This is a genomic window from Pseudomonas sp. GW821-FHT02A11 (genome assembly GCF_059421985.1).
Genome location: NZ_JBWKWB010000004.1, coordinates 325,623 through 349,761, shown reverse-complemented (window position 1 = coordinate 349,761; position 24,139 = coordinate 325,623). Strand labels below are relative to the sequence as shown.

The window sequence follows — 24,139 nt, the reverse complement described above, 5'->3', positions numbered from 1 at the left end:
AATTGACATTTGGGCAGTGTATGAGTGCGCCAGACGCACGTATCAACATTCGACCCGTGACGCCACGCGCACTATCACGCTTGGCTATATCAGCAAGATCAGGCGTTCTCACTGTCCCAGAAGCGCTTGTACATGCCCCTGCCCGAAATAGGCCGATACCGAAGTAACGGCGAAACTCCTCGCGCAAGGCGGTGGGCAGGCGTCCTGACTGAGGTAGACGAAGACGGCCACACGCAAAGGCTGCATAACAATACTTGGGGGCAAATACTCGATGCCCATTTGTCATGACTCGCATTTGAGCGTTAGGTCAGGATCCGCTCGTTGAATCCACCCGCTGGTCAGCCCATGACTTCACTTAAAGGAATGAAATTCAGCAGGTCACCTTCGGCCACGGTGGTGCCTTCAATGACCTCGATCAGCCCGTCCGCCCACGCTGCGCTGCGCAGTACGCCCGAGCTCTGATTGCGATAGGCGATCAGCCGCCCTTGCTCCAGACGACCGCGCAGGTATTCGCGACGATTGCCCGGTTTGGTCCAGACGAACCCGGCCGGCACCTTGAACGACAGCGGCTTGACCTCGGCCACGCCCAATCGACGCAGCAGATAAGGCCGGGCCAACAAAGCAAAGGTCACGAGAGTAGACGCCGGATTGCCCGGCAGGCCGATCACCGGCACGCCACGAAAATGCCCGAAGGTCAGCGGCTTGCCCGGTTTGATCGCCAGTTTCCACAGAGAAATCTCGCCCTCTTCGCGCAGGGCATGGCCGAGGAAATCCGCCTCGCCCACCGACACGCCCCCGGTCGAGAGGATGAGGTCGACATCGCCCAGCGCGCCCAAGGCCGCACGGGTTTTTTCCAGGTCGTCTGGCAGAATCCCGGCATCCACGACGTCGCAGCCCAGACGCTTGAGCCAACTGCACAGCAGCACGCGGTTGCTGTTGTAAATCTGCCCCGGCCCCAACGGCTGGCCCGGCTCGATCAACTCGTCGCCCGTGGACAGCACCGCCACCCGCGCCCGACGCACCACCTGCAACTGTCCCAGTCCCAGTGTTGCGGCCAGACCCAGTTCGATCGGCGTCATCACGGTACCAGCGTCCAGCACTTTGTCGCCGACGGTGGTTTCCTGGCCTTTGGGGCGAATGTTCTGGTCGATGCTCAGGGCTTCAAGAAAGCGCACGCGCTCATCGGCCTGCACTTCGGCGTTTTCCTGCATCTCCACGCAATCGGCGCCTTCCGGCACAGGGGCACCGGTGAAGATTCGCGCACAGGTGCCGGGCTGCAACGGCTCCGGCGCCATGCCTGCGAAGATCCGCTGACTGACCGGCAAGGGCTCACCGGTCCAGTCAGCAGCGCGCAGGGCGTAGCCGTCCATGGCGCTGTTGGGCCATGGCGGCAGGTCCAGGGTGGAGATCAGGTCATCGGCAAGGATGCGGCCTTGAGCATCGGTCAGCGCCACGGTTTCGCGCTCACGAATTGGCGCCGCGTCGGCCAGGCTCATCAGCCGCGCCATGGCCTCTTCCACAGGAATCAGGCCGGGCAGTTCAGGCTTGCTCATGGCAGATCACCCACGGGTCGCGCACGGCTCGGCCTTTTTCAGGTGCGGCACGAAGTTGCAGGGGCGAAAGCTGTTGTTCAGCTGATCGGCGAGGATGCCATCCCAACCGGTGCGCACCGCGTTGGTCGAGCCTGGCAGGCAGCAGACCAGCGTGCCATTGGCCAGGCCCGCCAGCGCGCGGGACTGAATGGTGGAGCTACCGATGTCCGGTACGGAGATCTGCCGGAACAGCTCGCCGAAACCGTCGACCTGCTTGTCCAGCAGGCAAGCCACGGCTTCTGGCGTGCTGTCGCGTCCGGTGAACCCGGTGCCACCGGTGATCAGGACAACCTGAACTTCATCGTCGGCAATCCAGGTGGCGACCTGAGCGCGGATCTTGTAGAGGTCGTCCTTGAGCAGCACCCGTTCGATCAAGCCATGGCCGGCAGCGGTCAGGCGGTCGACGAACATCTGCCCGGAGGTGTCATTGTCAAAGGTACGGGTGTCGCTGACGGTGAGAACGGCAATGTTCAGCGGCACGAATGGGGTGTCAGCCTTGGCTTTCATCGGCTAGGTCCAGTTGTAGGGAAAACAGACCGGTGTTATATCACAAGGCCCCTTTTTTCTGTGCTGAACGAGTGCCCCATGACTGCTGCCGATACCCTGCCCCCCTGCTCGATTCTGCTGCTGGCCGGTGGTCAGGGCCAGCGCATGGGCGGCCGCGACAAGGGCCTGATCGAATGGCGCGGCGAGCCGCTGATTCAGCATCTGCAACGCCTGACGCGGCCTCTGACGGACGACCTGATCATCTCCTGTAACCGTAATCGGGCGCTGTACGCGGCGTTTGCCGACCGGCTGGTGGAGGATGACGAGCGCGGTTTCCCCGGCCCCTATGCCGGCATTCGCGCAGGCCTCGCCGTGGCTCGGCATGAGTTTCTGTTGGTGATGCCGTGCGACTCGCCGCTGCTTGATCAGGCACTTCTCAATGGCCTGCGACACACCGCCGCCGAGCATCCCGGCAAACCGGTGATGGTGCGTCAGGGCGAACAATGGGAGCCGCTTTTGTGCTGCATTCCCACCGCCCATGCCCAGGTGTTCGAACAACACTGGCAGCAAGGTCAGCGCAGTCCACGCCGGACCATGGCCGAGCTTGGCGCTGTAGCGTTGCACTGCGAAGCGAACGACCCGCGACTGGCGAACCTGAATACGCCGGATCTGTTGACCGGTATCAAGCCGTAAGGCGCCAGATCAGGTTTCATGGAACTTTGCAGATAATCGCTGCGTCAGAAACATCACTACACAAAGAATTACCCTCGGAGACACAGTAATGAAACAACGGACTATTCCCGCAGCCCTTCTGCTCGCACTTGGCCTTGCCACCCTTGCCGGTTGCTCTTCGCCCACTGTGATCACCCTGAACGACGGCCGTGAAATCCAGGCCACAGATGCGCCGAAGTACGATGAAGAGTCGGGCTTCTATGAGTTCAAACAGCTGGATGGTAAAGAGACGCGCATCAACAAGGATCAGGTCCGTACCGTTAAAGAGCTGTAATCAACGACTGATGCTGAAGCTGTCAAAAAGACCCGCCTTTTCAGGTGGGTCTTTTTTGGCTTGGATAGACATCCAATCAACCATCCTGGCTGTGCCCCAATCCCCTGTAGGAGCAGTCGGAGGTTACGACGGCCGCGAATGCGGTGTGTCAGCTACAGGTGGTGTGTGAGATACCCCGCCTTTGCCACGAAAAATCCCGGTTACACACAAAATCTGCGTTCAACCCACCCACTCCTTCAGCCGATACCACATCATCCCCAACGCCAGCAGCGGCGAGCGCAACAGCTCACCTCCCGGGAACGTGCGATGCGGCACCCGCGCAAACAGCTCAACCGCCCGTCCATCCCGTTCCGCAATCGCCTGGGCCAGAATCCGCGCCGCAAAGTGCGTCACGTTCAACCCATGCCCCGAATACCCCTGGGCGTAATACACATTCGGCGCCTTGGGCACAGCACCGATCTGCGGAAAACGATTGGCGCTGATCCCGATCATCCCACCCCACTGAAACTCAATGCCCACCCCCTTGAGCTGCGGGAACACCCGCTCCATCTTCGGTCGCATGTAATCGGCGATGTTCTTCGGGTCCCGCCCCGAGTAGTGACAGGCGCCACCAAACAGCAACCGGTTGTCCGCCGTAAGCCGGTAATAATCGAGCGCGACCCGCTGATCACACAGCGCCATGTTCTGCGCAATCAACGCCCTCGCCCGCTCCGCCCCCAATGGCTCGGTGGCGATGACATAACTTCCGGCCGGCAGCAGCTTGCCCGTCAGCGTCGGCTCCAACTTGTTCAAAAACGCATCACAGGCCAGCACCACATGACTGGCCGAGACCTGACCGTGGTCGGTGAACACCTGCACCTTCGCGCCATGGACGATGCGCCGCGCCGGGCTGGCCTCGTAAATGATCGCCCCTTTGGCTTGCGCCAAACGGGCTTCGGCGAGGATCAATTTGAGCGGGTGCAAGTGCCCCGAACCCATGTCGATCAGCCCGCCCGCATACACCTTGGAATTCACCACCTCATGCAGCGCGTCCTTTTCCACCAGCCGCAGCGGATGGGGATAGCCCTGGGCGGTCAGGGCCTGCAACTCTTCCTGCAAGCCCTTCCAGTGCGACGCCGTGTTGGCCAGATCGCAGTAGCCCCAGCGCAGGTCGCAGTCGATGCTGTTGCTCCGCACACGCTGACGCACGATGTCCACCGACTCGGTGCCCGCCTGTTGCAGATAATCCACACCCTCTTTGCCGACCCAGCGCTCAACCCCGCTGACGTCATGCCCGAGGCCGCGGATCAGTTGCCCGCCGTTGCGCCCGCTGGCGCCCCAGCCGATGCGCTGGGCCTCCAGTAACACCACCGACAGGCCCCGCTCGGCCAGTTCCAGCGCCGTGTTCACACCCGTAAAGCCGCCACCGATGACACAGACGTCAGCGCTGATGGCGCTGTCCAGTGACGGCCTTTGAGGTTCAGGCCTCACCGAGGCGGCGTAGTAGGACGAGGTGTACGGCAGTGCAACAGGCATGGGGCTTCCTTAGCGGCTGGATTTGATATCGGTCCACTTGCGCGTCATCAGGCGCAGGGTCGCGGGCGGCAATTCGGAGGAAATGTAGAAGCGGCTCATCACCTCAGCCGATGGATAGATCGACGGGTTCTGGGTGATTTCATCGCCCATCAGCGTGTTGGACGCCGGGTTCGGGTTGGCGTAGCCAACGGTTTCGCTGACCTTGGCGATCACTTGCGGGTCGAGCAGGTAATTGATGAAGGCCAGCGCTTCACGGGGGTGCTCGGCGTCTTTGGGGATGGCCAGCATGTCGAACCAGACGTTGGCGCCTTCCTTGGGAATCGAGTAGGCGATGTTCACGCCATTCTTGGCTTCGGTGGCGCGGGCCTTGGCCTGGAGCACGTCGCCGGAATATCCAAATGCAACGCAGATGTCGCCGTTTGCGAGATCAGACACCCATTTGGATGAATGAAAATAGGTGATGTAAGGACGCACGGCTTTGAGTTTCGCGGTCGCTGCCTCGTAATCCGTGGCCACTTCGCTGCGCGGCGACAGGCCCATGTAATTGAGTACGGCGGGGAACACTTCGTCCGGTGAATCCATGTAGGACACCCCGCACTTCTGCAGTTTCTTCATGTTCTCGGGCTCGAACAGCACTGCCCAGGAATCGATGGTGTCCACGCCCAGCGCGGCCTTGACCTTGTCGACGTTGTAGCCGATGCCGTTGGTGCCCCACAGATACGGCACGGCGTACAGGTTGCCAGGGTCGTTGGCTTGCAGCTGTTTCACCAGTTGCGGGTCGAGGTTTTTCAGGTTCGGCAGCTGGCTCTTGTCGAGCTTCTGGAATGCGCCGGCCTTGATCTGACGACCGAGGAAGTGGTTCGACGGCACCACCACGTCATACCCCGAACGGCCGGTGAGCATCTTGCCCTCCAGGGTTTCGTTGGAGTCGAACACGTCGTAGGTCGGCTGAATGCCGGTGGCCTTCTGAAAATCCGCCAGGGTGGTCGGGCCTATGTAGTCGGACCAGTTGTAAATCTTCACGGTGCGGTCTTCGGCGTGTGCCCCAGTCACAGCGACGGCCAGAATGGCCGGCAGAAACAGCGTGGAAACGATCGACTTCATGGTGCCCCCAACGTCAACGAAACAGGTCAATGGAAAAGGATGGCTGCGCTCACACGCTCATCATCAGGAACTGGCGCTCCCACGAACTGATGACGCGTTTGTAGTTTTCATGTTCGGCGCGTTTCACCGCGACGTAGCCCTGCACGAACTTGTCTCCCAGCACCCGACGCAGCGCGGCACTGGCTTGCATGCGCTCCAGCGCATCTTCGATGGTCAGCGGCAGGCGCAGACTGCGTCGCTCGTAACCGCGGCCCTGCACCGGGGCGCTCGGGTCGCAGCCTTCGATCATGCCCATGTAGCCGCACAGCAGGCTCGCGGCAATGGCCAGATAGGGGTTGGCATCAGCGCCCGGCAGGCGGTTTTCGACGCGACGGGCCTGGGCGTTGGAGGCCGGCACCCGCAGCCCGACGGTACGGTTTTCCTCGCCCCATTCGACATTGACCGGCGCCGAGGTGTCCGGCAAAAAGCGCCGGAACGAGTTGGCGTTGGGCGCGAACAGCGGCAGCACTTCCGGGATGTAGCGCTGCAGGCCGCCGATGTGATGCAAGAACAGCGGCGTCGCTTCGCCTTCGGCCGTGCTGAACACGCTCAGGCCGGTCTTGATGTCGACCACGCTCTGATGCAGGTGCATGGCGCTGCCCGGCTCATCGGTGATCGGCTTGGCCATGAAGGTCGCCGCAACGTTGTGTTTGAGCGCGGCCTCGCGCATGGTGCGTTTGAACACGGTGATCTGGTCGGCCAGATTCAGTGCATCGCCATGGCGGAAGTTGATTTCCATCTGCGCTGGGCCGTCCTCGTGGATCAGCGTGTCCAGGTCCAGACCCTGGGCTTCGCACCAGTCGTAGACGTCTTCGAACAACGGGTCAAACTCGTTGGCCGCCTCGATGGAAAACGACTGGCGCCCGCTTTCAGGCCGGCCTGAACGCCCGGTCGGCACTTGCAGCGGCAGGTCCGGGTCTTCGCAGCGTTGGGTCAGGTAGAACTCCATCTCAGGCGCCACCACCGGGCGCCAGCCTTGGGCGGCGTACAGCTCCAGGACCTTTTTCAGGATGTTGCGCGGGGACAGTTCGATGGGGTTGCCGTAACGGTCGAAGGTGTCGTGGATCACCATCGCAGTGGGCTCGATCGCCCAAGGCAGTACGTAGACGGCTTGCGGATCGGGACGGCAGGTCATGTCGATGTCGGCCGGGTCGAGCAGGCTGTAATAGATGTCGTCGTCGACGTAATCGCCGGTCACGGTTTGCAGCAACACACTCTCCGGCAGGCGCATGCCGTGCTCGTTGAGGAACTTGTTGGTCGGCAGGATCTTGCCCCGGGCGATGCCCGTCAGGTCGCTGACCACGCATTCGACTTCAGTGATGCCGTAGCTCTTCAACCACTCGGCGAGTGGGTCTTTCACGCTGCTGTCCATGGGGCCTCTGCCAGTTGCGACGAAACGTTGCGCGGCGGGACCTCGGCCCCGGCGCTGGGTTGGTCGCTATGCTGGTAGATCGTTCGGGGTCGGGTCTATCCACTTTCGAACGTTGCTAACGCTCTTTTTTGGTGCGCTGCAGCAGTGCCGGTTTCCTACGACCGCCGATGGTTGCCAGCCGACAAAGCAGGCTGTTAGGGTGCTGACCACTCACAACAACACTGCTTGAGCAGGTCATGTATGCCGGTCAAGGTATTCGAAACTGCCACCGCCGATCAGCAAGGCATCTCCAACGCGGGCTGGAGCCTGCATTACGCGCAAATGTCTTCGGGGCAGTTCAAGGGGCGCCTGGTGGAGGCCGAACTGGGCGGCGTGCAGGTCTATGAGGAGCACATGAACACCCGCATCGAGCAGTATTACAAGGCGCCCTGCGACGCCCTGGTGTTCAGTTTCGACATGGCCGACCGCGCGCTTTATCTGCTCGACGCCACGACCCAGAATCTGTGGATCACCCCGGAAAACTATCGCGAGATCGCCGTCGTGATTCGTCAGGACGCTCTAGGCACGCTACACCTGCATCGCACCTTTGAAGACCTGCTGCTGACCCCGCTCAAATCCCGCCACGGCGACGTGTTCAGCGGCTGGCTGAGCGCGATGTTGACCCGCATGGCGCAACACGCCGACGCTCCGCAATCCAGCCATCTGGGCGAGCAACTGATCGAAGATTGCCTCTACGTGCTGGAGCAATCCGATGCGGTGCCAATGACCGAACGCAGCCTGCGCATCCGCGAGCAACGCAAGATCGTGCAGCGAGTGTTCGAACAGGTCAGTGCCAGCCCTACCGAGAATTTCAGCGTCGTGCAACTGGCGCAGACCGCCGGGACGTCCTTCCAACAATTGCGCAGGGCCTTCAACGAATGCGTCGGCATGGCACCGACCGCCTGGCTGCGCACCCGCAGGCTCAACCTGGCGCGACAGGACCTGTTGCAGGCCAGAAGCCGCGAAACCAATGTGGCCGAGGTCGCCATGCGCTACTCGTTCTGGCACCTGGGGCGATTTTCCGAGACCTACCGCGCGCTGTTCCTCGAATACCCGAGCCAGACCCTGGCCCGCAAAACTTGAAGATGACGAGCGCCATTTTCACACTCAGGGTGAAGCTGCTCCCCGATTGCTTATCTTTGAGATGCGCTCGGCGCCTTCGAACACTACCGTGAACGCCCCACCCAGCAGGGCCAGGCCGAATTTGTAGCCTCGAATTGCTCGATTAGTCTCGCAAGGCTATTTTTCGCGAAGACGGGCTTTCCAGAGCGCTACGTTCTTGATCATAGGCCAGGTAATACTTGTTCACGCTGTTCACATAGGTGACGACATTCATGCCCACCTGCTCCATCGCCACGCGCTCGACCTGGAAGAACCACTGGTTGGGGTTCAGGCCCTGGCGTTTGGCCTGGGTGCGCATGGCCTGCACGCGCTCCGGGCCCAGGTTGTAGGCCGCAAGGGTGAAGGCCATGCGCTCGCGCTCGTTGATTTTCGGGCTGGCGAAGAACTTGCGGCGGATCATCGCCAGGTATTTGCTGGCCGCCTGAACATTACCGTCGACGTCGCGGATGTTGTCCACGCCGACCCGCTGTGCAGCCGATGGGGTGATCTGCAGCAGCCCGGTGGCACCGCTGCCGCCCTTGGCGCCGGGGTTGAGTTGCGACTCCTTGAAGGCCAGAGCCGCGAGGTCCAGCCAGTCCATTTTCTGCGCGTCGGCGTGGCGTTGCAGGGTCGGGCGCAGTTTTTCCAGGCGCTGGCGGTCTTCCCGGGCCAGCGGGTAATGAACGCGATAGAGGTCTTTGTAGGCCTTCTGGAACGCCACGTCCTGATTGGCCGGGGGCTCGTAAGTTTCCAGGAAGCGGTCGACGGTGGCGTGCAGCATCACGGCGTCCTTGCGCACGTACCAGTTCATGTCACCGGGATCGCTCAAGGCCAGGGAACGATCGACCCGCAGTTTGGGCATGACCCGCGCCCAGCGCTCGGCAATGGGTTGCTCGACGACGGTCAGGTGATAAATCCCGGCCTGAACCATTTCCAGCACGTCCTCGACCGCCAGGCTCGGATCGACCCATTCGATCTTCACCGGTGGCAATTTGCGCAACGCCAGCTTCTGATTGAGTTGCACGATGGCCTGATCGGCGGCGCTGCCACTGGTCAGCATCAGCGTGCGACCGGACAGCTGCTCAGCGTGCTTGAGGCTGCGCTCGCCACTCATGCCGACAATCACCAGCGGCACATGACTGACCACAGGCTCAGTGGCATCGACGTAGTGGGCGGCACTGGCGTCCAGCAGCTCGCCGGGCGCGACCAGATCGCCTTCGCCGCGTTGCAGGGCGGCGAGCAGTTGGTCCTTGGCTTTGGGGATCAGTTTCAGGGCGACTTTCTGGCCATCACGGGCGTGGCCATTGAGGTATTTTTCGAAGGCTTGCAGGCGGCGGTACTCAACGCCAATGGGCTCGCCCTGCACTTCACCGGAACTGTTGCGGCTCTGGTTGACCAGTACGCGCAGCACTTTACTGCTGCGGATGGCCGAGAGGTCGCGCACCTGGGATTTCTTGATCACCACCGGCGGCCCGGCAGGACGCGGTTTGTCGTGGGTCGAGCCCTGATTCGATGCATGGATCGATGCCGTGGTGGCATGGGCCGATACAGGAATGGCGGCGAGCAGCAGGCACAGCGAGATCAGCGAGGCTCGGGTCATTGACGCTCCGGGAATAAAGCCAAAAAAGGCTTGAAGTCTGTGTCGGGCAGTTGCGTTCGCCATTGGCGTGCGCCATGGCTGGCAACATCACAGGGATCTAATCATTCCAAGCAGTTGAACCTGCTTGTTTTTTATATCGCTTCAATCGCTCTGGTATTCTTCTCGGCCTTAAGCCTGGGGTGAACCATGCAACTTATCGACATCGGCGTCAATCTTACGAATTCCAGTTTCGCCGGTAAGGAACGCGACGTTCTCGACCGCGCCCATGCCGCGGGCGTGGCTCAATTGATCCTCACCGGCACCGACGTTCAAGGCAGCGAACAGGCATTGCAGCTGTGCCGCCAACTGGACGAAAGTGGCCAGCGACTGTTCAGCACCGCCGGGGTACACCCCCATTCGGCGAGCGCTTGGACACTGGACACCGAGAAAGAGTTGCATGCCCTGCTCAAAGAAAATTCGGTGTGTGCGGTGGGCGAATGCGGCCTGGATTTCAATCGTGACTTTTCCCCTCGCCCGCAGCAGGAAAAGGTGCTCGAAGCGCATCTGGCATTGGCGGTGGCGCTGAAGATGCCGGTGTTTCTCCACGAGCGCGAAGCAGACGAGCGGCTGCTGGCGATCCTGCGCGAGTACCGCGATCACTTGCCTGGCGCCGTGGTGCACTGCTTTACCGGCGAAAAACGCGCGTTGTTCAGCTACCTGGACATGGACCTGCACATCGGCATCACCGGCTGGATCTGCGACGAACGCCGCGGCACTCATTTGCATCCGCTGGTGCGCGAAATCCCCCGAGGGCGCCTGATGCTGGAAAGCGACGCGCCATATCTGTTGCCGCGCAGTCTTCGTCCCAAACCGAAGAACGGTCGCAACGAGCCGGCTTACTTGCCTGAGGTATTGCGGGAAGTGGCGTTGCATCGGGGCGAAACCCTGGACGACGTCGCCGCGCATACCACCGCGTGCGCGCGGGCGTTCTTCGGGTTGCCGACACCTGATCTGTAGCACCACGGCTATCGGACGGCAGGGATTTCGAGAACGCCAACCGGCGGTACTGCCGCAAAGGCGGTTGTGTGCCCTCCATGAGTTGATCCAGATCAACGCTTGTGTCACGTGCCGTTGAGAAACTAATGGCACCTTGCCTTATCACGTGCAATCACAGAAGAGCTTCCTCATGGGCCGCTGGTTCAGCAACATCTCGCTGAAATACAAATTCTGGGCGGTCAATGCCGTCGCCTTCATGACCACCCTGTTGCTGGTGCTCTATGCCCTGAATCTGGAGCAACAGAGCCGCGCGCAAGACGCAGGCCTTGCCGCTCGGGCACAGGCGCAACTGCTGGCGGCATGGCCAGGCGGGCAACCGCTGCCGACGCTCACGCCTCTTCCCGCCGCTCCCTCGTTCAACGACGTGCTGACCGAGCACATCACCCACTACGCCTTTGCAGTATTGGTGCTGATGCTGGCCATGCTCAGCGCCTCACAGTTGCTGATTCGTTTTCTGCTCACTCACCTCAACACCCTCAAGGACGTGATGCTGCACGTGGAAAGCAGCGGCGATCTGTCCGCCCGCGTTCCGCTGGCCGGGGACGATGAAGTCGGGCAGATGGCCAAGGCGTTCAACGCCATGCAGGCCGGGTATCAGCGCATTGTCGGCACGGTCGCGCAATCGGCGGCGCGGCTGGATCAGGGCGCGGTGCATCTGGCCAAGGGCATGAGCGATGTACGCGAAGGCATGCTTGGCCAGCAAAGCGAAACCGATCAGGTGGCCACTGCGATCAACGAAATGACGGCCACGGTCTACCACATTGCCCAGCACGCCAGCGCCACCCGCGATCAATCGCAGAACGCCGACGCGCTGGCAGGCAGCGGCAAGGACGTGGTGGATAGGGTGCAGACCTCGATTGCCGGGCTGTCCAGCGGCGTGCAACAGACTGCCGGAATGATCCAGCGTCTGGCCGAGGATAGCCAGAAGATCAACGGTGTGGTCAACGTGATTCACAGCATCGCCGAGCAGACCAACCTGCTGGCCCTCAACGCCGCCATCGAAGCCGCCCGCGCCGGAGAAATGGGCCGCGGTTTTGCCGTGGTCGCCGACGAAGTGCGTAACCTGGCCAAACGCGTGCAGACCTCCACCGACGAAATCACCACCATGGTCTCGGCGCTTCAGGCCGGCACCCGGGACGCAGTGGATTTCATGCAGGAAAGTTCCTACAAGGCCGACGACTGCGTGCAGCATGCGCGCGAGGCCGGCGACGCATTGGCCGCGATCACAGAAGCCGTGGCGCAAATGCGCGAAAGCAATACGCAAATTGCCGTCGCCGCGCAGCAACAGAGTCAGGTGGCTGAAGACATGAACCGCGCGGTGGTGAGCATTCGCGATGTGACCGAACGTACCGTACGCCAGACCGTTGAGTCGGCGAGCACCAGTGATGAGTTGGCAACCTTGGCGGGGGAATTGAACACGGCCATCGGGCAGCTCAAGTTGCGCGGCTGAGTCGAGTCCCTGTGGAGCGAATTCATTCGCGAAATTCGATCAGGCGATGAGGCTACGTCGGATGCACCGGCCCCTCGCGAATGAATTCGCCCCATAGGTCCGGTAGCCACTCCTGAAAGGTGTAGTGCCGGCACAGCTGGGGGATGTCGCGAAGATCAACGTTATTAAGGCAGCGATTGTTTCCCCCCATGCTGGCTATGACACCGATAGCAATCCTCGATTCGCCGTCGGGCAACGGCAGGCCTATTCTGAACCATCGAAAACGGTTCTTATTCAGGCTTTACGAGGTCCGCATCATGCCCAAGTTCATCGCCAACCTTCACCTTGAAGAGTTCTTCAGTGCGCACAAATCCGGCCTGTCATCGAATCGGGTGCTCTCGTCGCTGGCTTTTCCACTGTCCATCGTCTCAGGCCTGTTGCTGCTAGACGGCGCGCTGAATGCCAGCATCACTTCTGTCGGCATCGGCATTCTGGGGCTGATTGCAGCCCAGGCGATCAAGGCCCGAGGCCAGTGAGGCCTCGGTGCTGATGGCCCTTTCTTTCCATCTACTCACCCGAACACCGTCACCGTCTGACGGCTGATCGCGACCAACTCTCCTTTCGAGCTCCACAGCCCAGCCGCGACATGGCCATAGCCATCGCGAGCATGCTCGATGACTGCGCGGTATTGAGTCCAGTCGCGGGTCGTCATCTCTGGTAACGGCTGCACGAACTCGATCGTCCACGTCAACGAACTCCCCGGCGCCGGTTTGCTCAGGTGCGGCAGCACAGCAGGTGGCCAGATGTCGACCAGCGCCAGCAGATGCGCCTCGCTCAGCTTCTCTTCTTTTGCATCGCGCAACCGCGCGTAGCCACCTATGGCCGGCGAAGGCGTGTTGCTGTACGGCAAGCCGCCCAAGGCCCAGCGCATGTCGATGTGGCGCAGGTATTCGGGCATCACCCCGGCAATGAACGGGAACACCGGCACCTCATCGACGGCCTTGAATTCAGGTGCAGGGTCTGCTGCGACGGCGATCATCGACACCCGCGGCGCCCCGAAACTGCCCTGAACCAGCGTCACGGTCTCGCCGTTTTGCACCGCGCGGCCGAGCACCTGGCTGACGGCCTTGCCTTCTCGCAGGATTTCAACTTCAAAAGAGATCGGCACATCGATCGCCGGTGGCCCGACAAAACAGATGGCCAGCGAGCGGATTGGCCGATCCTCCGGGACTTGCGCGCGCATGGCTTCAAACAGCAGGGCGGCCATCAGGCCGCCAAAGCAGGAACGGCCCTGAGCCCAGGAAGCGGGAATGGAAACGGACTGCGGGGTTTCGCGCACCGCATCGAGCAATTCGGAAAAGATCATCGGACACTCCATGTGGCTCGGCAAAACATCGTGTCCGGATCTTAGCGAGGCGTTGCCCCCTGAACAGCGCTCATAACTGCCAATCCTGCGGCCTGATCGGGATCAACGGCTCGCAGGTTCGCCAAAGCAGGCTTGATACAGCCGATCCAGCGCCTTGTCGGATTTTTCCTCAGCGCGAAGAATCCCCAGTTGCCATCCCACCACACACGGCGACAAATCCGACTGCTGCTCGGCCTGCGCCAGCCATTGCAGGTGATCGTGCCAGTCGCCTAGCGCACCTTGCGCCGATTTCAGGCGTTTCTGCAGGCCCTTGGGTTGATGGCTGAGTTCCGGGTAAGCCTCGGCGGCATAACGCACGCGCTTGATCAGCAGGCGCAAGCGATGGCGATCGTGGGCGGGATCGGCCATGGCCTCGCGCAGCTGCTTCCATTGTTTGTCCATGCGCTTTTCGATGCGCTGGCGCAGCTTCTTCAACAGGCCATGGCGCTGTTGCGCCCGCAGAAAAGAAGGCAGCTGATCGAGCACGCCCAGCAGGCGATTCAATTGCGCGGATGTCGCCACCTTGGGGCACGCTGAGTCCAGGTATTTCGTGCGCTTGAGGGCGGCCTGATTCTGGCCCTGTTCGCTCAAAAACGCGGCGAGTACCTGCATGTCGCGCAGCGGCGTGGTCAGATCGCCCACGCCTTTGGCGGCTTCTTCGACCTGATCCATCCCCGGCAGCCCTCGCAACGGCCGCAGCACACTGCGCAGACGCCGCACTGTGGTGCGCAGGTCGTGCAACGCCTCGCTGTCGGTGGAGGCCGCCAGCCGTGCATGACAGGCCAGCAGCTTGACGTTGAGACTGATGATCTCAGCGATCAGGTGATCGACCATGGCAGACATGAAACACACTCCTTATTCATTCGTGAGGCGAGATGTCCTTCGCCGCTGACAGGCGCCAGGGCAAACGCCGGCGCAGGTATTTCAAACGGCGGCGCAAATGCCCCACCGAGCCGGACGCACCGGCGTAACGCTGTGCTTCGAACTCCTTGGCGAACGCCTCGATCGCGTCGGCATGGGCCGGAAAACGCTGCGCCGCACGCAGGGCAAACGCTTGGGCACCCTCGCCCGCCTGACGTCTGAGACCCTGCCGGGCGAGCAATCGTTCGAATGCCGTAAACAGGCGCAGCTGCGAGTCGCTCTCGCGCCGCCAGGGTTTGAACAGCCACAGCGCCAGCAGCGCCAGAATCGCCGCAGCACCGCCTGCGAAGACCGGCGCCTGGAAGCCCGAGAACCAGCGCCCCAACACCTGCAACTGCTGCTGACCCTGATAGCCCAGTACCCAGCGCTGCCAGCCGTAATTGAGGTTATCCCAACTCAGGCGGATGGCATTGAGCCAGGCCAGGTGTCGGTAGCGCAGGGCCGACATGGGCGAATCGGCAAGAAATTCTTCGGGCGCTAGCGCCTGCTCAAGCCCCTGCTCGATGCGGGCCGGGGCCACGGCGGCGGTCGGGTCGACACTGCGCCAGCCCACGCCCGCCTGCCAGTATTCGACCCAGGCGTGGGCATCGAGTTGACGCACGCTGATGTAATGACCGTCCGGGTTCAGCTCACCGCCTTGATAACCCGCCACCACCCGCGCCGGAATCCCTGCCGCGCGCAGAACGAAGGTCATCGCCCCGGCGTAATGGGCGCAAAACCCCGCGCGGCTGGCGAAGAGGAAGTCGTCGATGCTGTTGGGACCCAGTGTCGGGGGCTTCAAGGTGTAGTGGAACGGCTGTTCGGTGAAGTACGACAGCACATTGTCGACCAGCGCGTCGGGCTTGGGATAACGACGATGCAGGTCCGCCGCCCACTCTCGCGCTTGGGGGTTGCCCTTGGCGGGAAGCTGCAGATCCTGCATCCGCCCGCCCTCGCTGAGCGCGGTTTCACGCACCGCATCCGGCCATGAGCTGACGGTGTAAAGCATCGATTGATCGATGGGCCGCCTGCGCTGCCAGCGGAAGTCGGTCATCTGCCGCGCGCCTTGCAGATCCGGCACGCCCACGTCCAACGTCATCAGCCAGGGTTTGCCGGTAGGCTCCAGCACCACGCTGTAACTGAGTTTGTCGCCCTCCTTGCGCCAGTCGGGGGCATCCGGGACCTGTGCGCGGGACGACTGCGACCAGCGACGACCATCGAACTGCTCCAGGGTCAGGGCGCGCCAGTACTGCTGGTCGCGAGGCGGGATCGGGCCATCGAAACTGGCGCGAAACACCAGTGCCGCCGACTTGCTCAACTCGGCGATGTCGCCCGGCGCCATGCTGTCGGACAAACCGGTCAACGCCTTGTTGCTCGGCTGCGGCAGCGACCACAGCGGGTCCAGACGCGGGAAGAACAGGAACAACAGCAGCATCAGCGGCACAGCCTGCAACAGCAGCTTGCTCGCCAGCATCAGGGTGCCAGCGGGTTTGCTGGCCAGAGTCGATTGCTGCAAGCCGATCAGCGCCGCCAGCAAGGTGGCGATGGGCAGTAACGTGAACAAACCCCAGAGCAGGCCGTCTTCGAACAGATAACCGACCGCCACGCAAAAGAAGCCCAAAAAGATCAACACCAGAGCGTCGCGCCGGGTCTGCATTTCCAGCATTTTCAGGATGAACGCCGCGATCAGCAATGCGGCCCCGGCATCAAGGCCCACCAGGCTGCCCCGCGCCAGATAAATCCCCCCCGCTGTGCCTACCAGCAGCCCGGACTTGACCCAAGTGCCCGGCATGCGCACGCGCATGCGAAAGATCTGGATGCGCCAGAACGAACACGCCAGCCACAGCACCAGCAAGGACACAGGGATGTGCAGCGAAAACGGCACGATGACCAGCGCCTGGGCGATCAGCAGCCAGTTCAGGCTGACCCTGGGAATGGGCTTGCCGAGGTTGGCGGAGGTCATGGCGACACCCTGCGCACCAGCGTGTTCATGCCCGCACGCCGTAGAGCGCCAGTTGCCGCAGGCAGGCCTCACGATGAGCGTCGCCAGTGTCCACCGCCGAGAGAAAACCCGGCAGGCGCAAAGCGAACGGTTGCTGACGCTGGGACAACTCCAGCACCCAATAGCACAAGCGCGACAGACGCTCTTCGATGTCGCCACCCAGGGCCATGAAATCCAGGCACAGGTCATGGCCGCTGAGGTCGGTAAACTCCTTGACCATCAAGCCCTGACCACGAGACCAGGCTTTCCAGTGCATGCGACGCATGGAGTCGCCCGGTTGCCATTGGCGCAACCCCTGGTAGTCATCGACGCCCTGGCCTTGGGTGGCCTGGCCGTCGTCTTCGGCATGGGGTTGTACCCCTTGCAGCAACGGCAGGCTGCCGGGCACGGGGCGTGGGTAGATCAGCACGGTCTGCTCCAGATCCAGCCAGCTCCAGGCACGAAAGATACCCAACGGAAACACGCTTTCGACTCGCAGGCGCGGCGCCCGCAGCCAGCCCCGGCGCGCGGCCGGCAGGGTCATCGCGACTTCGACCTGACGCTGCGCCTCAACGTCGGTCTGCTCCAGTTGCTCGCTGTCCCAACCCAGGGCGATGGCCTGGTGCCCGCCCGACGCGCTTTCCAGACGCAAACGCAGTTGCACCGCTTCGCCAACGAACACTGAACGGGCATTGCTGGCGCTGAGAATCAGGCCGCTGAAATTGCGGTAAGTGTGCAGGATTGCAAGGATGCCCACCGAAAGCATGAGGAAGGTCAGGCCGTAGGCGAGGCTGTTTTGGTAGTTGATCGAAACCAGCAGCAGTAGGAAAAGCACAAGTGCGTAAGTGCCGCCGACCCGGGTCGGCAGAATGAAGATTCGGCGGTGATCCAGCTCGATCCGCGAGGCCGGGGGGATACGACGCCCCACCCAGCGCTGCCAGACCGGTTTGAACTGTGGCATCAAAGCACCGGCACCTCACGCAGCAGCCATTGAACCAAAGCCCCGCCGCCATGTCCGGTCGGATCGGTCCGCTCACGCAGACGATGGCCGATCACCGCAGGCAGGATCGCCTGAACGTCTTCAGGAATCACGTAATCGCGCCCGATCAGCAGCGCCCAGGCCCGCGCCGCCGACAGAATCGCCAGGCTCGCCCGAGGCGACAGGCCATAGGCGAACTGTGGCTGGCTGCGCGTGGCATCGACCAGGCGCAGCACGTAGTCGACCAACGCATCGCTGGCCCTGACCCGACGCGCTTCTTCTTGCAGGGCCGCCAGTTCAGTGTGGTCGAGAATGGGCTCAATGCGCGGCAATAACTCGCGCCGGGACTCGCCCAGCAGCAAGGCTTTTTCCGCAGAACGCGCCGGGTAGCCCAACGACAGGCGCATCAGAAAGCGGTCCAGTTGCGACTCGGGCAAGGCAAAGGTGCCGCCCTGGCTGAACGGGTTTTGCGTGGCTATGACGAAGAACGGATCCGGTAACAGGCGAGTTGCACCTTCGATGGTCACCTGGCCCTCCTCCATCGCTTCGAGCAGCGCACTCTGGCTTTTCGGCGTGGCGCGGTTGATTTCATCGGCCAGCACCAGTTCGGCGAAGATCGGCCCGGGATGGAAGGTGAATTGCCCTGTTTCCCGGTCGAAGATCGACGTGCCGAGAATATCTCCCGGTAACAGATCGGAGGTGAATTGAATCCGCTGAAAGCTCAGCCCCAATACGCGCGCCAGCGTATGGCTCAAGGTGGTCTTGCCCATGCCGGGCAGATCCTCGATCAGTAAATGACCGCCGCCCAGCAGACAGGTCATGGCCAGACGCACCTGGGGCTCCTTGCCCAGCACCACTTCATTGATAGCGTTCAGACACGCATCCAGTTTTCTGCCCATCGGAAAGCCTCCCCAGGCGACTGCTCTTGGCTAGTAGGACTGCAGAAGATGCCAGACGTGCTGCCACTTTAAAGTCAGCGTAGGCGGTTTCGCCAGAGCGGATAAGAGGAATCGGGAGGATTTATAACAAGGATGCAGGGTCGAGGGTTTCAACGCCGGAATTTCAGCGCTCGAAAACACCTGTGGGAGCGAATTCATTCGCGAAGGGCCGGTACATCCGAAAATTTCTATCGTCTGTACCTACGTCTCGCGAATGAATTCGCTCCCACAGGTCCTGCAGTCACATGTTTGGCGGTGTTGACACGACGGACTTAGCGCCCCGCGCGGGACTCACGAATATAGAAGCGCGCCTTCTCGGCCTTTTCACTGCAGCCTTCAAAGGCTTCGAATTGCTGCTGGGTCTTGGCGCCCGTCAGCAGCGACAGGGCTTTGGAATAGCTGACCGTGCCAGCAAAACCTTCGGCCTTGGCCAGATCCAGCTCGTGCCACGCAGCATCCAGATTAGTGGCGCAACTGTCACGATAAGCGGTTTTACCGGCGCAGCCTGTGAGAACGAGGGCGAGCAATGGCAGACAGATCCAGGCTTTCATCGGGTGTTACCTCAACAAAGGAAATCGGCAATGCGGGTTGGACGATAGGGCGATGTAAAAGTGCCACAGTCGGCGCTCGCGAAGTATCTATTTCCTCGAAAAAATCTGCCCCCGACCTGATGAATCGCGCCCGCCTTGGGCGTAGGGTAGAAGCCTTGCGACGGGGAGCCTGCGAATGAAGAAAAGAATCGCGCTGGTCCTGGGGTCCGGGGGCGCCAGGGGGTATGCACACATCGGGGTGATCGAGGAACTGGAACGCCGTGGCTATGACATCGCCTGCATTGCCGGGTGCTCGATGGGCGCCGTGGTGGGCGGCATCTATGCGGCGGGAAAGTTGCCGCAATACAAGGCCTGGATCGAAAGCCTGGATTACCTCGACGTGCTGCGTCTGGTAGACGTGAGCTTTCGTCTCGGGGCCATTCGAGGGGAAAAGGTTTTCGGGCAGATCCGCGAGATCGTCGGCGAGATCAACATCGAAGACCTGCGCATCCCCTACACCGCTGTCGCCACCGACCTGACCAACCAACAGGAGATCTGGTTTCAGGAAGGCAATCTGCACTCGGCCATGCGCGCCTCGGCGGCGATCCCCAGCCTGTTCACGCCAGTGGTTCAGGGCAACCGCACGCTGGTGGACGGCGGCCTGCTCAACCCGCTGCCGATCGTGCCGGTGGTGTCCAGCCATTGCGACCTGATCGTGGCGGTCAACCTCAACTCCACCAACCAGAAGCATTACCAGCTGCCGGTGATCGAACGCCCGCCTGCCGTGAAGAAGCGCTTTGACAGCCTGATCAGCTCTATCGGCTCGCACCTCCCGTTCCGACGCAAGATAGACGTGGCAGGCAATGACGTGTTGCGTCTGGAGCAGGACAGCCTCAAGGCCAGCGCAGCCATTTTGCCCGACCCGTGGCAGGGCGATCGCGGTCCGGAATCCGCCGATCCTCAAGGCCAGCAGCCAGCCGCCGCCCCCACCGAACCCGGTGCGCCGAAATCGGCCAGCGGTTCAGTGATCGTCGATAACGTCGGCCCCGCGTCGTTGCTGGACCTGATCAACCAGAGCTTCGAGGTGATGCAGACCTCCCTGGCGCAGTACAAGATTGCCGGCTACCCGCCAGACATCCTGATCAACGTGCCCAAGCGGGTGTGCCGGTTTTTCGAGTTTTACAAGGCGCCGGAACTGATCGCCCTGGGACGGGAAATCGCGCGCGATACGCTGGACCGGTATGAGCGGGAGCATTGAGTCCGACGCGTGGGCCGAAGATTGTGTGGGAGTGCTTGCTCACGAAGGCACCGGGTCAGATGCACATGCAGTGACTGAGCCACCGTCTTCGCGGCCGTCGTAACCTCCGACTGCTCCCACAGGATTTGCTGCGGGCCTGAGGTTGGCGGTAGACACCAGATGGCAGGGTCAGCGGGTGTGTGCCAACGTTACACCGCTGAACCTGTAGGAGCAGTCGGAGGTTACGACGGCCGCGAAAGCGTTTTAGCGGCCGGACACAGAACCTCAGCCCCCCACCAACCGATACCCCACCCCCGCCTCGGTCATGATGAACCGTGGCGCAGCAGGGTCGTCGGCCAGTTTTTGGCGCAGGTGGCCGACGACGATACGCAGGTAATGGGTGTCCTCCACATGAGTCGGGCCCCAGATGTCCTTGAGCAACTGCTGCTGCGTGATGACCCGCCCCGGATGCCGCGCCAGTTGCGCCAGCACGGCGTACTCCTTGCGCGTAAGGGCCACCTCGACAGCGTCCAGCAGCACCCGTCGATAGGCCAGGTCCACGGTCAGCGGGCCGATCACCAGCGCTGATTCGGTTTGCCCGGTCTCCGGCGCCTGGCGCAGCAGCGCGCGAATCCGCGCTAGAAACTCTTGAATGCCGAAAGGTTTGGTCACGTAATCGTTGGCCCCGGCATCCAGCGCGCGGACTTTCTCGCTTTCGCTGGCGCGCACCGACAACACCAGCACCGGTACCGCCGACCACTCGCGGAACTGGCTCAGCACCTCCTGCCCGTCCATGTCCGGCAGGCCCAGGTCGAGCACCAGCAAGTCGGGCTTGTTCAATGCGGCCTGGCTGAGGCCCTCGTTGCCGGTGCCCGCTTCCAGCACTTTGTAGCCTTGCGACGAAAGGCTGATGCGCAGGAATTTGCGGATCTGTGGCTCGTCGTCGATCACCAGAATGGTTGCCGTCTGGCTCATGGTTTTCCTGTCAATTTGTCGACCTTGATCTGTGGCAAAGCCCAGACCTGTGGGAGCGAATTCATTCGCGAAACTCGATCAGACGATACTGGTGCGTCGGATGTACCGGCCTCTCGCGAATGAGTTCGCTCCCACAGGTTGATTTGCTTGGCCGGCGAGCTCATCCATTTTCAGGCTCACAGGCAATAAGCGTAACCCATCGCCTGCTCAAACAACCTGCTCCATTTCTGCCTCGGGCTGGGCCTGCAACGGCAGGTGCAGGCTGATGCAGGTGCCGCGACCGTCGAGGCCGTCGCCGACGCTGATGCGTCCGCCATGGGCGCCGACCATGCCCTGACAGATCGCCAGCCCGAGCCCTGTGCCCTGCCCGCCGCGATCGCCCCGGGCAGCGGTGTAGAACATGTCGAAAATCTTCGCCCGCTCGGCCTCGGGAATCCCCGGCCCTTCGTCGCTCACCGCAAAGGCCAGCTCATCGTGCGAGGCCTCCACGCGAATCTGCAAGCGGCCATGAAGCGGCGAGAAGCGCGCGGCGTTTTCCACCACGTTGATCAGCGCCTGCTCGATCAACGCGGCGTGAACGTAGAGCAGCGGCAGGTCGACCGGCAGCTCGGTGCTCACCTGCAAAGGCGCCAGCACAGCGCGCAGACGATTCAGGGTACTGCCGACGATGTCGCCGGGCGAGACCCAGTCCCGCGCCAGTTTCAGCGCGCCGTGGCCCAGCCGGGTCATGTCCAGCAGATTCTGGATGTAGCGGTCCAGCCGCTCGGCTTCATCGCGGGTGCCTTCCAGCAGCTCGCGGCGGTCGTCCAGCGGGATGGCCTCGCCCAGCGCCAAGAGGCTGTCGATGCTGCCGCGCATGGCGGTCAATGGCGTGCGCAAATCGTGGGACACCGAGGCCAGCAAGGCGCTGCGCAGTTGTTCGGTTTCGCCATGCAGACGCGCCGCCTCCAGGTCCTCGGCCAGTCGCGCGCGCGCCAAGGCTTGGCCCAAGGGCTGACTGAGGGCTGTCAACAGGCGACGACGCTGGGCCGTGAAGCTCTGGCCCTGACGCGGACGCACGCCGAGCAACGCCAGCGGCGCATCGTCGACCCACAACGGCAGCCACCACCACTCACCCGACGGCAGCGTGCCGGTGCCTCGGCCTGCGGGCTGACCGTGTTGCCAGGCCCAGTCGGCGGCGGCGCGCTCGAACTCGGAAAACTCCAGCGCGCGGCCCACTTCCACTTTCCAGCCTGAGGCCCCTTGATTGTCGAGGATGCAGACCCGCAGCTCATTCCACCCTGCCAAGTGATGGTCTGCTGCGCTCAGAACCGCTTGTCGATCGGTCGCGGCGGTGAGGCGTTTGGACAGGTCGAGCAGTTCGCTGGTCTCTTGCTGGGTGTCGCGCAAAGCTTGCAACTGGCGACGCTGGCGAGCCGCGAGGTTGCCGGTCAGCGCCGCCATCATCAGGAAGAAGAGCAAGGTCAGCACGTCCTCCTCGCGCTGAATGCTCAGGGAGAAATTCGGCGGGATGAACAGAAAGTCGTACGCCAGAAACGACAGCACCGAGCAGACCATCGCCGGCCCCACGCTGCTGCGCACGGCCACCAGCAACACAGCGGCTAGAAACACCAGCGAGATGTTGGGCAACGCCAGCACACTGGACACCGCCCAGGCCAGGGCGCTGGCGCAGACCGTGGCGAGCACCGCCAGCAGGTAATCGAACCATTGCAGCGTGCGCGGTGTGGTCGAGCGCGGTTGATCGGGGCGCGCTTCGCTGTCGAGCACGTTGATCTCCAAGCCCTGGGCATTGCGCAGCAGACGCGCAGCCAGTCCACCACCGAACAGCCGCCGACGCAGCAAGGGCCGCGACTGCCCCACCAGCACCAGACTGGCGCGACGCTCGGCGGCGTGTTGAATCAGGGTTTTCGCCACTTCCGGCGCGCGCAGCACCACCACTTCGCCGCCCAGTCGCTCGGCCAGTTGCTGGGCACTTTGCAGGCGGCTGCGCGCCAGTTCGTCGAAGAAGCGGCCGTTGTCGACATGCACCAGACTCCACGGCAGATGCCGCCGTTGTGCCACGCGACTGGCATGACGCACCAGACGCTCGGCCTGGGCATCGCCATCGACGCCCACCAGCAGGCGCCCGCGCACAGCCGGTGCGGCCTGCCCCATCTGCCGATAGCCCAGCGCCAGATCGTTATCGACCTGAGCCGCTGCGGTCTGCATCGCCAGCTCGCGCAGGGCGGTGAGGTTGGTCTGGGTGAAAAAGGCATCGATGGCCGCCCGCGCCTGCTCCGGCACATACACCTTGCCGTCGCGCAGGCGCTCCAGCAGTTCCCGGGGCGGCAGGTCGATGAGCACCAGTTCGTAGGCTTCCTGCAACACCCAGTCCGGCAGGGTTTCGCGCACTTGCACGCCGGTGATGCCACGCACCTGATCGTTAAGGCTTTCCAGGTGCTGCACGTTGACCGTGGTGTAGACATCGATGCCCGCCGAGAGCAGCTCCTGAATGTCCTGCCAGCGTTTGGCGTGGCGACTGCCTGGCGCATTGCTGTGGGCCAGTTCGTCGACCAGCACCAGTTTCGGCCCGGCCTTGAGCAGGCCGTCCAGGTCCATTTCTTCGAGCATCACGCCACGGTACTCAGAGCGCAGCATCGGCAGTTGCGGCAGGCCGCCGAGCAGGGCTTCGGTCTCGGCGCGGCCATGGGTCTCGACCACCCCGACCAGCAGGGAAACACCTTGACGCAGTTGCGTGTGCGCTGCCTGCAACATGGCGAAGGTCTTGCCGACGCCGGGGGCAGCCCCCAGAAACACCTTCAAGCGGCCACGGTCATCCCGGGGGAGCGTGGCCAGCAAGGCATCGGCGCGGCTGTCTGAATTCAAGATGGTTGTCC

General features: G+C 62.4%; 21 protein-coding genes. 7 read left to right on the top strand and 14 right to left on the bottom strand.

The window, feature by feature from the left end:
* Positions 1 to 338 precede the first annotated feature (338 nt).
* Entirely contained in the window at positions 339 to 1,553 is a 1,215-nt protein-coding gene (locus AC07V9_RS09080; protein ID WP_495015389.1) for a molybdopterin molybdotransferase MoeA, read from the bottom strand.
* A gap of 6 nt (positions 1,554 to 1,559) precedes the next feature.
* Positions 1,560 to 2,099, bottom strand: a complete 540-nt coding sequence (gene moaB, locus AC07V9_RS09075) for a molybdenum cofactor biosynthesis protein B (protein WP_495015388.1) — start codon at positions 2,097 to 2,099, stop codon at positions 1,560 to 1,562.
* A 78-nt stretch (positions 2,100 to 2,177) separates the two neighbouring features.
* Between moaB and mobA the strand changes: the two genes are divergently transcribed.
* Positions 2,178 to 2,771, top strand: a complete 594-nt coding sequence (mobA, locus tag AC07V9_RS09070; RefSeq protein ID WP_495015387.1) for a molybdenum cofactor guanylyltransferase MobA — start codon at positions 2,178 to 2,180, stop codon at positions 2,769 to 2,771.
* 88 nt (positions 2,772 to 2,859) lie between these two features.
* The gene (locus tag AC07V9_RS09065) at positions 2,860 to 3,084 is read left to right on the top strand and encodes a YgdI/YgdR family lipoprotein (RefSeq protein WP_110947197.1); all 225 of its coding nucleotides are present in this window, start codon (positions 2,860 to 2,862) and stop codon (positions 3,082 to 3,084) included.
* A gap of 219 nt (positions 3,085 to 3,303) precedes the next feature.
* Here the strand turns inward: AC07V9_RS09065 and AC07V9_RS09060 are convergent, their stop codons facing one another.
* Genes AC07V9_RS09060 through AC07V9_RS09050 form a run of 3 tightly spaced genes read right to left on the bottom strand, consistent with a single transcriptional unit; the run spans position 3,304 to position 7,102 of the window.
* Complete coding sequence (locus tag AC07V9_RS09060) at positions 3,304 to 4,599, bottom strand: NAD(P)/FAD-dependent oxidoreductase (protein ID WP_495015386.1); 1,296 nt, start codon at positions 4,597 to 4,599, stop codon at positions 3,304 to 3,306.
* Between the two features lie 9 nt (positions 4,600 to 4,608).
* Positions 4,609 to 5,703 carry a polyamine ABC transporter substrate-binding protein gene (locus AC07V9_RS09055; protein ID WP_495015385.1) on the bottom strand — a complete coding sequence of 365 codons (1,095 nt, stop codon included), beginning with the start codon at positions 5,701 to 5,703 and terminating at the stop codon, positions 4,609 to 4,611.
* A 49-nt stretch (positions 5,704 to 5,752) separates the two neighbouring features.
* Complete coding sequence (locus AC07V9_RS09050) at positions 5,753 to 7,102, bottom strand: glutamine synthetase family protein (RefSeq protein ID WP_495015384.1); 1,350 nt, start codon at positions 7,100 to 7,102, stop codon at positions 5,753 to 5,755.
* 252 nt (positions 7,103 to 7,354) lie between these two features.
* On the opposite strand from AC07V9_RS09050, the gene AC07V9_RS09045 reads away from it, so the two are divergent.
* On the top strand, positions 7,355 to 8,236 hold the full coding sequence (locus tag AC07V9_RS09045; RefSeq protein WP_495015383.1) for a helix-turn-helix domain-containing protein: 882 nt from the start codon (positions 7,355 to 7,357) through the stop codon (positions 8,234 to 8,236).
* 142 nt (positions 8,237 to 8,378) lie between these two features.
* On the opposite strand, the gene AC07V9_RS09040 is transcribed toward AC07V9_RS09045, so the two are convergent.
* Positions 8,379 to 9,854, bottom strand: coding sequence for an MltF family protein (locus tag AC07V9_RS09040; protein ID WP_495015382.1), 1,476 nt, complete (start codon positions 9,852 to 9,854; stop codon positions 8,379 to 8,381).
* 186 nt (positions 9,855 to 10,040) lie between these two features.
* On the opposite strand from AC07V9_RS09040, the gene AC07V9_RS09035 reads away from it, so the two are divergent.
* From AC07V9_RS09035 to AC07V9_RS09025, 3 genes are all read left to right on the top strand, one after another.
* Entirely contained in the window at positions 10,041 to 10,850 is an 810-nt protein-coding gene (locus tag AC07V9_RS09035; RefSeq protein ID WP_495015381.1) for a TatD family hydrolase, read from the top strand.
* A 169-nt stretch (positions 10,851 to 11,019) separates the two neighbouring features.
* Positions 11,020 to 12,339, top strand: coding sequence for a methyl-accepting chemotaxis protein (locus AC07V9_RS09030; RefSeq protein ID WP_495015380.1), 1,320 nt, complete (start codon positions 11,020 to 11,022; stop codon positions 12,337 to 12,339).
* A gap of 296 nt (positions 12,340 to 12,635) precedes the next feature.
* Complete coding sequence (locus tag AC07V9_RS09025) at positions 12,636 to 12,854, top strand: hypothetical protein (protein ID WP_495015379.1); 219 nt, start codon at positions 12,636 to 12,638, stop codon at positions 12,852 to 12,854.
* 35 nt (positions 12,855 to 12,889) lie between these two features.
* On the opposite strand, the gene AC07V9_RS09020 is transcribed toward AC07V9_RS09025, so the two are convergent.
* From AC07V9_RS09020 to AC07V9_RS08995, 6 genes are all read right to left on the bottom strand, one after another.
* The gene (locus AC07V9_RS09020) at positions 12,890 to 13,684 is read right to left on the bottom strand and encodes an acyl-CoA thioesterase (protein WP_495015378.1); all 795 of its coding nucleotides are present in this window, start codon (positions 13,682 to 13,684) and stop codon (positions 12,890 to 12,892) included.
* 102 nt (positions 13,685 to 13,786) lie between these two features.
* Complete coding sequence (locus AC07V9_RS09015) at positions 13,787 to 14,566, bottom strand: CHAD domain-containing protein (RefSeq protein ID WP_495015377.1); 780 nt, start codon at positions 14,564 to 14,566, stop codon at positions 13,787 to 13,789.
* Between the two features lie 16 nt (positions 14,567 to 14,582).
* Complete coding sequence (locus tag AC07V9_RS09010) at positions 14,583 to 16,586, bottom strand: transglutaminase TgpA family protein (RefSeq protein ID WP_495015376.1); 2,004 nt, start codon at positions 16,584 to 16,586, stop codon at positions 14,583 to 14,585.
* A 25-nt stretch (positions 16,587 to 16,611) separates the two neighbouring features.
* Complete coding sequence (locus AC07V9_RS09005; RefSeq protein ID WP_495015375.1) at positions 16,612 to 17,565, bottom strand: DUF58 domain-containing protein; 954 nt, start codon at positions 17,563 to 17,565, stop codon at positions 16,612 to 16,614.
* Positions 17,565 to 18,482: an AAA family ATPase gene (locus AC07V9_RS09000; protein WP_495015374.1), complete on the bottom strand. Its 918-nt coding sequence runs from the start codon at positions 18,480 to 18,482 to the stop codon at positions 17,565 to 17,567. Before AC07V9_RS09000 ends, AC07V9_RS09005 begins: the two co-directional genes overlap by 1 nt.
* Before the next feature lie 311 nt (positions 18,483 to 18,793).
* Positions 18,794 to 19,072 carry a hypothetical protein gene (locus tag AC07V9_RS08995; protein WP_062381160.1) on the bottom strand — a complete coding sequence of 93 codons (279 nt, stop codon included), beginning with the start codon at positions 19,070 to 19,072 and terminating at the stop codon, positions 18,794 to 18,796.
* Between the two features lie 175 nt (positions 19,073 to 19,247).
* Here AC07V9_RS08995 and AC07V9_RS08990 point away from each other — a divergent pair, with 175 nt between their 5' ends.
* Positions 19,248 to 20,309 carry a patatin-like phospholipase family protein gene (locus tag AC07V9_RS08990; protein ID WP_495015373.1) on the top strand — a complete coding sequence of 354 codons (1,062 nt, stop codon included), beginning with the start codon at positions 19,248 to 19,250 and terminating at the stop codon, positions 20,307 to 20,309.
* 264 nt (positions 20,310 to 20,573) lie between these two features.
* Here the strand turns inward: AC07V9_RS08990 and AC07V9_RS08985 are convergent, their stop codons facing one another.
* Complete coding sequence (locus tag AC07V9_RS08985) at positions 20,574 to 21,263, bottom strand: response regulator (RefSeq protein WP_495015372.1); 690 nt, start codon at positions 21,261 to 21,263, stop codon at positions 20,574 to 20,576.
* A gap of 207 nt (positions 21,264 to 21,470) precedes the next feature.
* Positions 21,471 to 24,128 carry a DUF4118 domain-containing protein gene (locus tag AC07V9_RS08980; RefSeq protein WP_495015371.1) on the bottom strand — a complete coding sequence of 886 codons (2,658 nt, stop codon included), beginning with the start codon at positions 24,126 to 24,128 and terminating at the stop codon, positions 21,471 to 21,473.
* Positions 24,129 to 24,139 lie beyond the last annotated feature (11 nt).